Below are 13,413 nucleotides of genomic sequence, written 5' to 3'. Positions count from 1 at the left end.
AATTACAGGTAAAATGAAAGGAGTTGCAAGACAAACGGCAGAACCCGTTGCCGAGTTCTGCCGCTGCAAGTTAATTAGCGCTGATGAAATCCGGGTCCGTGAGGTCGGTCAGATCCGGATCCGGCGAATTGCCGAGCTCCTCCCCGTCTGCTCCAGTTCCGTTCGGGTCCGCAGCGGCAAACAGGTCCGTTTCCGCCTCCGGGTCTTTTTCCTCGGCCGCCACTTTGGCCACCGACGAAATTTCGTCGCCGGAGCTGATTTTTAGCAGCCGCACGCCTTGCGTGGCCCGGCCGATGCTGCGCAACTCACTCATGCGCAGGCGAATGGTAATGCCCGATTTGTTGATAATCATCAAATCGTCGGTATCATTGACGGCCTTGATGGTCACCAGCTGCCCGGTTTTGTCGGTCAGCTTCATGGCGCGCACGCCTTTACCGCCGCGGTTGGTGATGCGGTACTCCTCCAGCGGGCTCCGCTTACCGTAGCCGTTTTCGGAAACCACCAGCAGCTCATCCTGGCTGTCCTTGTCGATGCACACCATGCCCACTACCCGGTCGTCGGTCATTTCCTCCGACAAGGTGATACCGCGCACCCCGGCGGCCGTACGGCCCATGGAGCGCACTTTCTCCTCGGGAAAACGCACGGCCCGGCCCGAGCGCAGGGCCAGCACCACCTCCGAGTTACCGTTCAGCAACTGCACATCCAGCAGCCGGTCGCCTTCGTTGATGGTAATGGCGTTGATGCCAGCGGTGCGGGGGCGCGAGTACGCCTCCAGCGGAGTTTTCTTCACGGTGCCCTGCTCGGTGCAGAACATCAGGAAGGTGTTGTCGAGGTAGTCCGGGTCGCGCAGGCCGCGCACGTTCAGTACGGAACGCACGTTGTCTTCGCGGGGAATTTCGATCAGGTTCTGGATGGGCCGGCCCTTGGTGGCCTTCCCTCCTTCCGGCACTTCGTACACCTTCAGCCAGAACACGCGGCCAGCTTCGGTAAAGAACAGCAGGTACTCGTGGGTGGTGGCCACAAACAGGTGCTCGGTGAAGTCATCCTGCTTGGAGGTAGCTCCCCGCACGCCTACGCCGCCCCGACCCTGGGCCCGGTACTCATCCAGGGCAGTACGCTTGATGTAGCCGTCCCGGGAGATGGTAATCACCATGCTCTCGTCGGCAATCATGTCCTCCATGGAGAAGTCGCCGCCGGCATACTCAATGCTGGTGCGGCGGGCGTCGCCGTACCGCTCCCGAATGTCCACGAGCTCCTGGCGGATGATGTCGCGCTGCATCTCATCGGAAGCCAACACGGCCTTCAGGTGGTCAATCAGGGCCATCAGCTCGTTGTATTCCTGCACGAGCTTATCACGCTCCAGCCCGGTGAGGCGCTGCAGACGCATATCCAGAATGGCGCGGGCCTGCACCTCACTCAGCGAGAACCGCTCAATGAGTTGGGCCCGGGCCGCATCCCCGTCCCGGGAACCCCGGATCAGGGCAATTACCTCGTCGAGGTGGTCGAGGGCAATGAGCAGGCCTTCCAGGATGTGGGCGCGCTTCTGGGCCTCGGCCAACTCGTAGCGGGTGCGGCGCACTACCACATCGGCCCGGTGCTCCACGAAATAGTGAATCAGGTCCTTGAGGTTGAGCGTCATGGGGCGGCCTTTCACCAGGGCCACGTTGTTGACGCCGAAGGAGGACTGCAGCTGGGTGTACTTGAACAGGTTGTTCAAGACCACGGTGGGCATGGCGTCGCGCTTCAGGTCGTAGACGATGCGCATGCCGTCCCGGTCCGACTCGTCGCGCAAATCGGCAATGCCCTCGATTTTCTTCTCGTTGATGAGGCCGGCGGTTTTCTCAATCATCGAGGCCTTGTTCACCATGTAGGGAATTTCGGTCACGACAATCTGCTCCTTACCGGAAGCGGTGGTTTCGAAGTGGGCTTTGGCCCGCATTACCACCCGGCCCCGGCCGGTTTCAAAGGCCTGCTTGACACCCTCGTAGCCGTAGATGATACCGCCGGTAGGAAAGTCGGGAGCCGTGACGTGCTCCATCAGCTCGGCAATGGTAATGTCGGGGTTCGAGAGGTAAGCCGTAATGCCGTCCACTACCTCCGTGAGGTTATGCGGGGCCATGTTGGTGGCCATACCCACGGCAATGCCGGTGGTGCCGTTCACGAGCAGGTTGGGGAATTTGGCCGGCATCACCGACGGCTCCTCCAGGGAGTCATCGAAGTTGGGCTGAAAATCCACGGTTTCCTTGTCCAGGTCGCCCAACATCTCGTCGGAGAGGCGCTTGAGGCGGGCTTCGGTGTAGCGCATAGCGGCCGGCGAGTCGCCGTCGATGCTGCCGAAGTTACCCTGCCCATCGACCAGAGGATAGCGCAGGCTCCACTCCTGGGCCATCCGCACCATGGTGTCGTAGACGGAGGAGTCGCCGTGGGGGTGGTACTTACCGAGCACTTCCCCCACGATACGGGCGCTCTTCTTATAGGACTTGTTGTAGGATACGCCCAGCTCCGACATGCCGTAGAGCACGCGCCGGTGCACGGGTTTGAGGCCGTCGCGCACATCGGGCAGGGCCCGGGAGATGATAACCGACATCGAGTAGTCGATGTAGGCCCCACGCATCTCGTCTTCAATGTTTATCGGAATGATCTTTTCGCCTTCCGCCATAGGGAGAATGTAGTCGGCCGCAGCGGCTCTGAAAAAGGAGCTGCCGGGCCCGTGAGAGTGAACTTCGTTAAGCGTGCAAGATAGGCAAAAAACCGCGCTTTACCTAGCTAGAAACCCGATTTCGGGGCTATTTCAGGGTCTTGCTCCGGTCGTTGTTATGCTTGCCAGTTTCCTGCTTGTGCACCTTGATTTTTTCGCCGATGGCGGGGTTCTGTTTCTTGAACCAGGGCTGCCCCCGGTACTTGGTTCCGCCGTGCAAATGCACCTTACGGGTGTGGCAGGACGGCATGGGGCAGGTGCGGCAGGAGGCCAGCAGCGCGAGCACCAGCAAGGGCAGGAAAAACCGGGAGAAGGAAAGTAAAAAACGCATGGCGAAAGATAGGCATTAGGACTGGGCTAGATCCTGCCCTTCCCACTCCCGCAGGAACTGGGCCACGAACTGTTCCATAAAGGCGTGGCGCTCCTCGGCCACGCGCCGGGCCGCGGGCGTATTGAGCCGCTCGCGCAGGTGCAGTAGCTTCTCGTAGAAGTGGTTGATGGTGGGGGCAGTGTTCTGCTTGTAGCTCTCAAAAGTGGCGTGCTCCACCGGGGATACGGTGGGGTCGTGCAGGGGGCGGTCCTTGTGGCCCCCGTAGGCAAAGGCCCGGGCCACGCCTATGGCCCCAATGGCATCCAGGCGGTCGGCGTCCTGCACCAATTCCCCTTCCACGGAACTCATGGGCGTGGCCACCCCCAGGCCCTTAAAGCTGATTTCCCGGATAATGGCCTCCACCCGCAGAATCACCTCTTCCGGGGCCTGCTGACTCTGCAGCCACTGCCGGGCTGCCCGGGGGCCGGCCTCCTCGTCGCCGCCGTGAAACTTCCAGTCGGCCACATCGTGCAGCAGAGCGCCCAGTTCGGTGATGAGCAGGTCGGCCCCGGGCGTGTGCTGGGCCAGCCCCCGGGCCACCTGCCACACCCGGCGGATGTGCTCCCAGTCGTGGCCGGAGCCTTCGTGCAGGAATTTTTGCCGGATGTAAGCAGCCGTACGGTCAACCAGCGCGGCCGGGGTTGTTGGAGTTAGCGTCATGGTAGGTGTTGGGTTCGATAAAGCAGGAAGCCAAAAGTAGCACGCCGGCGCGGTACCCGTTTAGTCCACCTGCCGGCCTCCAGGGCAACTCCCCCGGTCGATGCAAGTAGCCAGCCCCTTACCCTGCTTACTTTATCTTGGCGGGCCAGCCTGCCCCTGCCCGCAGCGCGCCCCGACCAGGCTTTAAAATCGGGGCGCACGATAGGATAATTCCCGTTTTTTGCTTAGCTTAAATCAAGGGAAGGCCCAACTCTGCCACTGCCCTACCGTTCTACTACTTTGCCTATGCTCTAAATACCTACTGTCCGCTTTTCCGTCACCTTCTGACCACGTACTATATGGCTAGGGTAAGAAGCACCGTGCGGTCTGCCATTTTCCTGTTTTTCTTCATCGGCTGCGCATTTTCCCTACGGGCTCATCCCGCCCCGGGTGAAGATGATGAAGAAACAGCCCGCGCCGAGCTATCTGCGGCCAAGGCCTCCTTGCGCGCCCTGCTCAACACCGAGACCCGGGGCGCTACGGCAACCTACGCCGCCCTGGGCCTGCGCACTGGTACGGCGGTGCAGGCGTTCTATGCCCGGCACGAGTACGCGGCCCACTGGATACAGGAAACCGGCTGGAACGAGCCGGCCCAGCGGGCCCTGGCAGTGCTAGGCCGCGCCGCCGAAGTGGGCCTGAACCGCAACCACTACGCCTGGGGTTCCCTGCTGGCCCTGCCCGACTCCTTGCAGCTCACCCGCGCCCGAAGCCGAAGCCAGCTGCTGGCCCTCTCCGAGCTGCGCCTGACGGATGCCCTGCTGCAGTACCTGCAGCATATGCAGCAGGGCCGGCTTCGTCCATACACCACTTCTCCCGCTATTTTTCCCGATAGTACCCGCAGCCACCAGCTGGCCGGACAGCTGTACCAGGTGCTCCAAGCGCCAGACCTGGCCGCCGCCGTGCAGCACTTGCAGCCCGCCACCCGGGGTTACCGGCTGCTGCAGGCGGCCTGGGCCCGGGCGCTGCAGACCTCCGCAGCCGACTCAGCACGGCTCATGCAGGACACTGTGGCCGGATTTGGGCGGGTAGCCGTGAACCTGGAGCGCCTGCGCTGGGAGGCTCCCGCCGATTCGGAGTACGCGGTGGTGAATATTCCAGCCTTCCGCCTGCAGCTGGTGCGCAACGGGCAGGTAGTGCGCACCCACCGCGTGGTAGTAGGCAAACCGGAATGGCCGACCCCGGTGCTCAGCGGCCGCATTGCGGTGTTCGTGACGGCTCCCGAATGGCGGGTACCGTACAGCATTGCCGTACAGGAGTTTCTTCCGGAGCTGCAGCAGGATCCTGGTTTTCTCTACGACCACCACTACCGCCTCTACGACTGGCGAGGCCGCTTGGTAAATCCGTGGCGGGTAAACTGGCAGAAAATAACACCCGGCAAGTTTCCCTATACCATCCGGCAGCGGGCCGGCGCTTTCAATGCCCTGGGCAACGTGGTATTCTATTTCCCCAACCAGCAAACCGTATTCCTGCACGACACACCGGCCCGCAGTGCCTTTACCCGGGCTGAGCGGGCCCTGAGCCACGGCTGCGTGCGCGTGGAAAAGCCCCTGGAGCTAGCCGAGTATCTGCTGCGGCGGGAAGGCCGGGCCAAGGAGCTGACGGCCCTGTACCAGAGCGTGCGGAGCCACGAAAAGCAGCGCTTCGACCTGCAGCGGAGCCTGCCGATTTACCTGCGGTACTACACCTGCGAAACGGATAAAGGCAAGCTAATTTTTCTGCCGGATATTTACCACCAGGATGCGGCTATGCAACTCGCACTACGAGACTAATAAGGAAATTATGACCCTGTGTAAATTGTTTGCACCTGGCTGTTTTTCAGCTTCGTTATGATGTAATATTTTCAGCACAGTAATTTATTTTTAGCCGAGGTAAATCCGGGCAAAGTAGCAGTGGCGTAGATGACGGCAAATAGTTCCACTACCAACTTATTTGCCTCTCTCCTCATGAAAAAACACCTGCTCTCTCTCGCTCTGGTAGCCTTTATGGGCTCCGCACTTGCCAGCTCCGCTACTGCCCAAGCCAAACTTACCCCCGGCACTGTTTCGGTGGGTGGTGAGGCTATGTACCCCAACAAGAATATCGTTGAAAACGCCGTAAACTCGAAAGATCATACCACCCTGGTAGCGGCCGTAAAAGCCGCTGGCCTGGTGGAAACGCTGCAGGGCAAGGGGCCTTTCACGGTATTTGCGCCCACCAACGCCGCTTTCAACGCCCTGCCCGCCGGCACCGTTGAAACCCTGGTGAAGCCCGAAAGCAAGGCAACGCTGACCAAGATTCTAACCTACCACGTAGTGGCTGGCACGATGACGGCTGATAAGATCATGGCTGCTATAAAAGCTGGTAAAGGCACGGCTACGCTGAAAACCGTAAGTGGCGGCACGCTGAAAGCCATGATGAACGGCCCGAAAAACGTAGTACTGGTAGACGAAAAAGGAAATATTTCCACTATTTCTACCTACGATGTAATCCAAAGCAACGGCGTAATTCACGTAATTGATAAAGTATTGATGCCTTAATACTTTCGGCAACTATATTCTCACAGAGTAGACTGCGTATTTTAATTAAAATACGCAGTCTACTCTGTGTTTTAATTTATATATGAATTATAAACAGAATAATATCACAAAATACTGGGTTTAAGAACTGACCGGTGTACAGTGTTCCCGGTATCCTAACTGCTGTACCTACCCTGGCAAACAGTAGCCTGGGGATGGAGGTTATAGGATCAGCTTACCCCTAATATCCTGTTGTATGCCCTATTTCAGCGCCGCTGACCTGCCCGAGTTGGAGAAAGTGTATCGTCTCAATCTGATTAATGCCATAACGGGCTTCAAGCCGGCTAATCTGTTGGGCACCGCCGACGCCCAGGGCCGCACCAACCTGGCCATTATCAGCTCAGTAGTACACTTGGGCTCCAGTCCGGCCTTGCTGGGGCTGGTGATGCGCCCACCCACCGTGGAGCGCCACTCCTATGACAATATTCGCGCTACGGGCTACTACACCCTGAACCACGTGCACGAGGGCATCGCCCGGGCCGCTCACCTCACCTCCGCCAACTTTCCCCGGGAAGTGTCAGAATTTGACGCTTGTGGGCTTACCCCGCAGTATGCAGATGACTTCGCGGCCCCGTATGTGCAGGAAAGCCACTTGCGGATCGGGCTGCGGCTGGTGCAGGAGGTGCCTCTTGAAATCAATGGTACCGTATTGCTGATTGGATCTGTGAAACATCTGTATTTGCCCGATACGGGGGTACTGCGCCCCGACGGTTCCCTGGACCTGGCGGCCGCCGGCACTGTAGCCCTCAGCGGCCTCGACACCTACTACCAGGCGTCGCCCGTGGCCCGCTACGGCTACGCTCGCCCCCACCAGCCCCTACCGGAGCTTCCCCTGACCACCTCCTGAGGCAACGCAACCAGCGGCTGCTTATACGCCTACGGCCCCCAGCTTCACCAATTCCTCCCAGACGCGGTGCACGGGCAGGCCCATCACGTTGAAGTACGACCCTTCCAGGCGGGTTACGGCCACCATCCCAATCCAGTCCTGGGCGCCGTAGGCGCCGGCTTTGTCCAGGGGCCGGTACTGGCGCACGTAGTGTTCGATTTCGGCTACCGTCAGGGGGCGGAAGTGTACCCGGGTCTGATCAGAGAAAACTACTTGCCGGCCGTCGCCGTGCAGCAGGCACACGCCGGTATATACGTCGTGGGCGCGGCCCTGCAGGCGCAGCAGCATCTGCACGGCCTCGGCCTCATCGGTGGGTTTGTTCAGCACATCTTCGTCCAGACAGACAATGGTATCGGCCGTAATAACCAATTCCTGAGGGGCCAGGTCGGGGGCGTAGGCGGCGGCTTTGTGCGCGGCCAGGTACTCGGCCACCTCGGCCCGCGCCAGATGGGGCGGAAAGCTTTCGTCTACCTCCCGCAGGCGGATTTCGTAGCTCAGGCCCAGCTCAGAAAGCAGTTGGCGGCGGCGCGGGGAGTTGGAGGCCAGGATCAGGCGGGGTACCGTAGGGGAATCAGCCATGGAAAGCGGCGTAAAAAGGCGAGTTGGCTTCGGCGTCCTGAATGCTGCTAAACAGAAATCCGCCAATGGTTTTAGGATAGAAAAACGTGGATTTAGGCGGCATGACGGCTCCTGAATAGCATACCCGCTCTACTTCCGCCATGCTTACCTCATTGGTGATAAAAGCGGCCCGGGCCTCACCCCGGTCTACCCGGGTCAGGCACTCGGGAAAGTTGCGCACGTAGGCCACCCCCGTCCACTGCCGCTGTGCCTCCGGCCCCACAATGCCCAGGGCTTTTTCCAGCACGAAGTAATGCAGCACTGTTAAATCCAGGGCCTTTACCTCGGAGGTAGTATCCCAGTCCAGCTGCGGGTGCACCTCTGGCCGCAGCCGGATTTTGTACACGTGGCCTTCGCCCAGGTAAAGCCCGAAGGCCCAGGGCTTGCCAGCAATCCGCTCGGGCAGGTCGTAGGGGTCGTCCAGGGGCAGTACGGTGAAGTAAGGAGCCAGCCGGGCCAGTAGTTCCGCCTCGGTAAGGCCGCCGGGCAGCTCCAGCAGCAGCCGGTGCGTAGGCAGAATCCGCAGGTCGTCGGCGGCGGCGTTGGTCAGGTACATCAGGTGGTAGTTCCAGGCTTCCCGGCCGGTGTAGGCCGCCCCGGCCGCCTGTTGCCGGGCCCGGCGGTAGGCCAAGGAGCCCTCGTAGCGGTGGTGCCCATCGGCCAGAATTACCTGCCGCTGGGCCAGCACCTGCTGAAACCGCCGGATGATGCGCGCATCCTGAATGACGGCCAGCACGTCGCGGGCCCCCTGGTAATCTTCCTCGGTTTGGTAGAGCGGATTCAGCATGGCCTCGTCCAGGTAGCACTCCAATTCAAAGTCCTCGTCGCGGTAGAGGCCGTGGGTGGCGCTGGTCTGGAACTGGGTACGGGCCAGCAGCTCCGCCCGGTCGTTCACGGCGGCGGGCAGCGTGTTCTCGTGCCGCAGCACTACGTCCTCGTTCCAGTCGTAGGCCCGGATATGGCACATAAACCCCTTGCGGCAATATTCCCGCGCGCTTCCCGCCAGCCGGAAATACTGGTAATACACGTAAATGCCGGGCAGCTCATCCTGGCGCAGGATGCCCTGCTCCTGCCACTGCCGCAGCCGCAACTGCGCCTCCCCGGCCGGGTCTTCGCCCCGGGGCACCGACAGGTGAATACTGTTAAGCGGATTGCGGTAGAGCGCCTCCCGCTGCTTTACCGATACCACATCAAACAGCGGCGACACGTAGGCATCTATCTGCTGGCTTAGCTCAGGAGCATAGCGCCAGCCACGGAGGGGTTGAATTTCAGCCAAGGAAAAACGGGAGATGATGAATTCTGAGAGTGGAAGGATGAATTGGGCAGGTACCTACTTATTCTAAAAATTGCAACCGGTGAGTGCACGAGCACGCTGCTTGCCCAGTTCCGGTTTTCAACCCTTAGAGTTCCTGCCTCTTCACGGAGCCAGGCGGCTGACTTTCCAGCCCTCGGGATGACGCTCGTACACCAGCCGGTCGTGGAGGCGGGACGGGCGGCCCTGCCAGAACTCGATGCGCTGCGGGCGCAAGAGGTACCCCCCCCAATTGTCAGGGCGGGGCAGCGGCTCCTGGCCGGCAAAGCGGGTGGCAACATCCTGCTCCCGCTCCTCCAACTCCTCGCGCGTGCGGATGGGCTGGCTTTGGGGGGAAGCCCAGGCTCCGATCTGGCTGCTGCGCGGGCGGCTCTGGAAGTACTCGGTCGATACTGTTTCCGGGGCTTTTTCCACCCGGCCTTCCACCCGTACCTGCCGCTCCAGGGCGGGCCAGAAGAACGTGAGGGCTGCCAGCGGGCTACTGGCTAGCTCCTGGCCTTTGCGCGACTCATAATTCGTGAAGAACAGAAAACCTTCATCCTGGGGCAGCCCCTTAAGCAGCACCACCCGGGCGGCGGGCTGCCCGGCCTCGTTCACGGTGGCCAGGGTCATGGCCGAGGGCTCCTCCACGCGGGCAGCAATGGCCTCCTCCAGCCAGGCCCGAAATTGTACAACGGCCTCCGCCTGCACGTCGGCTTCCGTGAGCGTCTGGCGGGAGTAGGTCTGGCGCAGGTCAGCCAGTTGCTGGTCAGTCATGAAGCGGGATGAAACAGGAAAAAGTGAGTAGGCAAACACGGAAAGTGGCCCAGAAAAGCACCTGTAGCCGCCCGAATTCAGCCGCAAGGTAGCACAAATGATGAGGCCAGGGGGAACCCGCAGCCCCCTGCCCCTCGTACTCCCCCAGGAGTACCGGCGCGGGGGCCAGGGCCTCTGCAAATCTTTTCCGTACTTACTTCTGCTACTCACCCGTGTTATCTCACGTACACCTGACTTCCAATGCCACGCCTTCAACCTGGTAGTCTGCTGATTTCCCAGCCTTTCTTGGGTGACCCCAACTTTGAGCGCACCGTGGTACTGCTGTGCAGCCACTCCGAGGAGGAAGGCTCCTTTGGGCTGGTGCTCAACCGCCCGGCCACCCTGCAGCTGGGCGACGTGCTGGAGCTGCCTGGCGGCTCCGCCCTGCCAGCGGCCAGCATTCCGCTGGGTATAGGCGGACCCGTGCAGCCCGACACCCTGCACTACCTGCACCGCTATGCCGACCTTGCGCAGGCGCAGCCTCTGGGCGAGGAGGTATACTGGGGCGGAGACTTTGGCCACTTACTGGAGCAGCTCATTGCCGGCACTGCCACCACCGAGCAGGTACGCCTGTACGTGGGCTACTCGGGCTGGACGGCTGGGCAGCTGGCGGCCGAAGTGCAGGAAAATGTCTGGATTGTGCATCCTAATGCTGCCGCGAAAGTATTTACTTTGACCACCGATGCCTTTTGGCAGTCGATTTTACGGGAAAAAGGCGGGCGCTTCCGCATGCTGTCCAACTACCCCACCGACCCCCGCCTGAATTAACGCCTCACCACCTGCCCGGCCATTACACGGGCCTTCCTTTTGATTTGTATGCTACCTGACCAAGATACCCCCGCCCCCACTAACCCGGCCAACGATGCCGAGTCGCCGCAACGCATTCTGGAACGTCGCCTAGCCGAAATACGCTCCCAGCAAACCGGCCCCACCACGGACGCTGTACCCGAGCAGGGCACGGCGCCCGCAGCAGCCCAGCCCCTGGCAACTGGTACAACCGATACAGCTGCCGACTCGCCGGAAGCAGCCGCCACTGCCGAGTCGGTAACCCACGTTTTTGCCCCGGAATCGGCCCCGGAAGTACATTCAGCCGGTGAAGCCCGGGCCGTTGCCCACTACGGCACCACTACCCCGGCCGAGGCCCAGCCCGGCCCCGTAGCCACTTCTGCCGCCGAGCACGTAACAGGTGCTGATGACACGTCCGACTCCACTGCTGCGCCAACGCCACAAGAGGCGGCAGGCACTGGGCTGCCGTCCGCTACCTCGCACGAGGAGGACGCCCCGCACGTTGCCCCAGTTGTAGACCTTACTGAATCTGCCTCCATCGAGCAGGCTTTGGAGCAGGCCCCTTCCGTTGCCTCCCTGCCCACCTCCTCTGATGCGGCAGCCGTAGAAGATGAGGAAGAGTATGTAGCGGACAGTCCGGCAGTTGATTTCAACGCGCTGGATTTGCCGGGCCAGACTCAGCACCTGCAGCACCTGCTGGACCGCCCCGATGCCCGGCAGAACCGCAAACAGATTACGGATCTGTACCGGCAATATGAGGCCGGCATTCAGGCCGAGCGCACCGCCGCCCGCCAACGCTTTCAAACCGAAGGTGGTGAGGCCGACGAGTTTGCCTATGCTGGTCCGGCTGGTTATACTGCGCTAACTAAATCGGTGCAGACCTTCCGGGAAAGCCGGGCCCGCGACGCCAAAGCGGAGGACGAGCAACGGGCCAAAAACCTGGCGCACAAGCAGTACCTGCTGTCCCAGCTTCGCACCCTGGTAGAATCAGCCGAAACCAAGGATAGCTCGGCCCGCATCAAAGCCCTGCAGAACGACTGGAAAGCGACCGGCCCCGTTCCCCAGAAGGAAGCTCAGGAACTGTGGAACAGTTACCACGCCCTGCTGGACATCTACTACAACAACCGGGGCCTGTTCTTCGAGATGAAAGAGCTGGACCGCCGCCGCAACCAAGAAGCCAAGGAAGCGCTGGTCGGCCGGGCCGAGGCCCTGAGTCAACAGTCTAGCATAAACAAAGCGTTGCAGGAGTTGCGCCAGCTGCACGAGGAGTGGAAGCATATTGGGCCGGTGCCGAATGAGCAGCGCGAAACACTGTGGCAACGCTTTCTGCAAGCCTCGGAGCAGGTGCACAACCGCAAGCAGGATTTCCTCTCGGCCCGCCAGACGCAGGAAAACGCCAATCTGGAACGCAAAACAGCTCTTATGGAGCAGCTGCGGCCTTTTGGCGACTTCCAGACAGAGCGAGTGAATGAGTGGCGTGCCAAAACCGACGAGCTGCAGAAGCTGAAAGAGGCCTGGGATGCCGCTGGCTTGGTCCCCCGCGACAAAGCCGAGCAACTAAATAAGCAGTTTTGGGGCGCCTACAAAGGTTTCTTCCAGAAGAAAAATCAGTTTTTCAAGGCCCTCGATGAGGAAAAGAACAGCAACCTCAAACGTAAAGTAACCCTGTGTGAGCAGGCCGAGGCAGCCCTGATCAACCCGGATTGGGAGGAAGCCCGGGAAACGGTTATTCGCCTGCAAAAGGAATGGAAGCTCATTGGTCGGGTTCCCGAAAAGCAGTCGGATAAAGTCTGGAACCGGTTCCGCACGGCCTGCGACTCCTTTTTTGATCGGAAAAAAGAAGAAACCCGCCAGCGCGAACATCACGCTCACCAACTCAGCCAGGAGCAAACCCAGTATCTCACCCAGGTAGCCGAGGCCGTAGCCGCTCTTTCGACCGACCAGCCAGGTACGCTGGAGGGCTTCCGGGAGCAGGTGCACGGCTGGCGCACGTTTGATGGGGCCCGGGCCGGCCAGGCAGCCGAGGAGAAGTTTCAGAAACTAATGGCCTCCTACCTGGACCAAGTACCCGGCCTCACCTACCCGGAGCGCACCGACCTGCTCTTTAGCCTGCAAATTGAACGGCTCAAGGCTTCGCCCGATGCCCAGCAGTTACTTTACAAGAAGGAGCAGGCGCTACGCCGGGAGATTAATGAGCTGGAAAACGACATCTCCACCCAAAAAACTAACCTGGAATTTTTTGCCCGCTCCAAAAACGCCGGGCAATTGCGAGAGGAGTACCAAGGCCGGATTGCGGAAACCCAGACCCGCATTGATGGCCTGAAGCGCCAGCTCCGAGCCGTACGCGGCTAGACAACCCTGTCTTTTGAGAAAAAAGGGCCTGTCGTGAACTGACAGGCCCTTTTTTATTTTCCGCAGCATCAGCCAGTTACTGCTTTTTTCAATAAATTATCCCTGCAATGCTTGCCCCGTTCGTCCCCAACTTCTACTTTTGTGCCACCTGAATGCCTCCATAGCTCAGCTGGTAGAGCAACTGACTTGTAATCAGTAGGTCGTTGGTTCGATTCCGACTGGGGGCTCACAGTACTTTAAACGCCTTGTAACTCAATGAGTTGCAAGGCGTTTTTGCTTAGTGTGCCTGCCAGTGTGTGTAATTTCAGGCAGTAAACGGCGGCTTCAATTGTGGGGCCGCCT

General features: G+C 60.3%; 11 protein-coding genes and 1 tRNA gene. 6 read left to right on the top strand and 6 right to left on the bottom strand.

Annotated elements, in window-relative coordinates:
* Positions 1–70: 70 nt before the first annotated feature.
* The 3 genes from gyrA to ROI90_RS06775 form a co-directional block, all read right to left on the bottom strand.
* Complete coding sequence (gene gyrA, locus ROI90_RS06785) at positions 71–2,659, bottom strand: DNA gyrase subunit A (RefSeq protein WP_315997581.1); 2,589 nt, start codon at positions 2,657–2,659, stop codon at positions 71–73.
* A 127-nt stretch (positions 2,660–2,786) separates the two neighbouring features.
* Complete coding sequence (locus ROI90_RS06780; protein WP_315997580.1) at positions 2,787–3,029, bottom strand: hypothetical protein; 243 nt, start codon at positions 3,027–3,029, stop codon at positions 2,787–2,789.
* Between the two features lie 15 nt (positions 3,030–3,044).
* Positions 3,045–3,728 carry an HD domain-containing protein gene (locus tag ROI90_RS06775; protein WP_315997579.1) on the bottom strand — a complete coding sequence of 228 codons (684 nt, stop codon included), beginning with the start codon at positions 3,726–3,728 and terminating at the stop codon, positions 3,045–3,047.
* 359 nt (positions 3,729–4,087) lie between these two features.
* Here ROI90_RS06775 and ROI90_RS06770 point away from each other — a divergent pair, with 359 nt between their 5' ends.
* The 3 genes from ROI90_RS06770 (at position 4,088) to ROI90_RS06760 (ending at position 7,169) form a co-directional block, all read left to right on the top strand.
* Positions 4,088–5,536: a L,D-transpeptidase scaffold domain-containing protein gene (locus ROI90_RS06770; RefSeq protein WP_315997578.1), complete on the top strand. Its 1,449-nt coding sequence runs from the start codon at positions 4,088–4,090 to the stop codon at positions 5,534–5,536.
* Positions 5,537–5,710: 174 nt separating this feature from the next.
* Entirely contained in the window at positions 5,711–6,283 is a 573-nt protein-coding gene (locus ROI90_RS06765; RefSeq protein ID WP_315997577.1) for a fasciclin domain-containing protein, read from the top strand.
* Positions 6,284–6,518: 235 nt separating this feature from the next.
* Positions 6,519–7,169, top strand: a complete 651-nt coding sequence (locus ROI90_RS06760; protein WP_315997576.1) for a flavin reductase family protein — start codon at positions 6,519–6,521, stop codon at positions 7,167–7,169.
* A 21-nt stretch (positions 7,170–7,190) separates the two neighbouring features.
* On the opposite strand, the gene ROI90_RS06755 is transcribed toward ROI90_RS06760, so the two are convergent.
* From ROI90_RS06755 to pdxH, 3 genes are all read right to left on the bottom strand, one after another.
* Positions 7,191–7,787, bottom strand: a complete 597-nt coding sequence (locus ROI90_RS06755) for a Maf family nucleotide pyrophosphatase (protein ID WP_315997575.1) — start codon at positions 7,785–7,787, stop codon at positions 7,191–7,193.
* A complete protein-coding gene (locus ROI90_RS06750) occupies positions 7,780–9,102 on the bottom strand; it encodes a DUF1015 domain-containing protein (RefSeq protein ID WP_315997574.1) in 1,323 nt (440 codons plus the stop codon). Before ROI90_RS06750 ends, ROI90_RS06755 begins: the two co-directional genes overlap by 8 nt.
* Positions 9,103–9,243: 141 nt before the next feature.
* Positions 9,244–9,894, bottom strand: a complete 651-nt coding sequence (pdxH, locus tag ROI90_RS06745) for a pyridoxamine 5'-phosphate oxidase (RefSeq protein WP_315997573.1) — start codon at positions 9,892–9,894, stop codon at positions 9,244–9,246.
* Positions 9,895–10,134: 240 nt separating this feature from the next.
* On the opposite strand from pdxH, the gene ROI90_RS06740 reads away from it, so the two are divergent.
* From ROI90_RS06740 to ROI90_RS06730, 3 genes are all read left to right on the top strand, one after another.
* Positions 10,135–10,701 carry a YqgE/AlgH family protein gene (locus ROI90_RS06740; RefSeq protein WP_315997572.1) on the top strand — a complete coding sequence of 189 codons (567 nt, stop codon included), beginning with the start codon at positions 10,135–10,137 and terminating at the stop codon, positions 10,699–10,701.
* A gap of 48 nt (positions 10,702–10,749) precedes the next feature.
* Positions 10,750–13,071, top strand: coding sequence for a DUF349 domain-containing protein (locus tag ROI90_RS06735; protein ID WP_315997571.1), 2,322 nt, complete (start codon positions 10,750–10,752; stop codon positions 13,069–13,071).
* Between the two features lie 154 nt (positions 13,072–13,225).
* Positions 13,226–13,298 (top strand) — tRNA-Thr (locus tag ROI90_RS06730).
* The last annotated feature ends 115 nt before the right edge of the window (positions 13,299–13,413 follow it).

Source organism: Hymenobacter endophyticus (assembly GCF_032464715.1).
GTDB classification, from domain to species: Bacteria; Bacteroidota; Bacteroidia; order Cytophagales; family Hymenobacteraceae; genus Hymenobacter; species Hymenobacter endophyticus.
Note: the sequence above shows the minus strand (reverse complement) of the source record. Positions and strands in the feature narration are given on the sequence as shown.

Coding starts and splice junctions, on each gene's coding strand:
- ROI90_RS06775 (WP_315997579.1), bottom strand. CDS start 3,728: ATGACGCTAACTCCAACAACCCCGGCCGCGCTGGTTGACCGTACGGCT.
- gyrA (WP_315997581.1), bottom strand. CDS start 2,659: ATGGCGGAAGGCGAAAAGATCATTCCGATAAACATTGAAGACGAGATG.
- ROI90_RS06755 (WP_315997575.1), bottom strand. CDS start 7,787: ATGGCTGATTCCCCTACGGTACCCCGCCTGATCCTGGCCTCCAACTCC.
- pdxH (WP_315997573.1), bottom strand. CDS start 9,894: ATGACTGACCAGCAACTGGCTGACCTGCGCCAGACCTACTCCCGCCAG.
- ROI90_RS06765 (WP_315997577.1), top strand. CDS start 5,711: ATGAAAAAACACCTGCTCTCTCTCGCTCTGGTAGCCTTTATGGGCTCC.
- ROI90_RS06740 (WP_315997572.1), top strand. CDS start 10,135: ATGCCACGCCTTCAACCTGGTAGTCTGCTGATTTCCCAGCCTTTCTTG.
- ROI90_RS06780 (WP_315997580.1), bottom strand. CDS start 3,029: ATGCGTTTTTTACTTTCCTTCTCCCGGTTTTTCCTGCCCTTGCTGGTG.
- ROI90_RS06735 (WP_315997571.1), top strand. CDS start 10,750: ATGCTACCTGACCAAGATACCCCCGCCCCCACTAACCCGGCCAACGAT.
- ROI90_RS06760 (WP_315997576.1), top strand. CDS start 6,519: ATGCCCTATTTCAGCGCCGCTGACCTGCCCGAGTTGGAGAAAGTGTAT.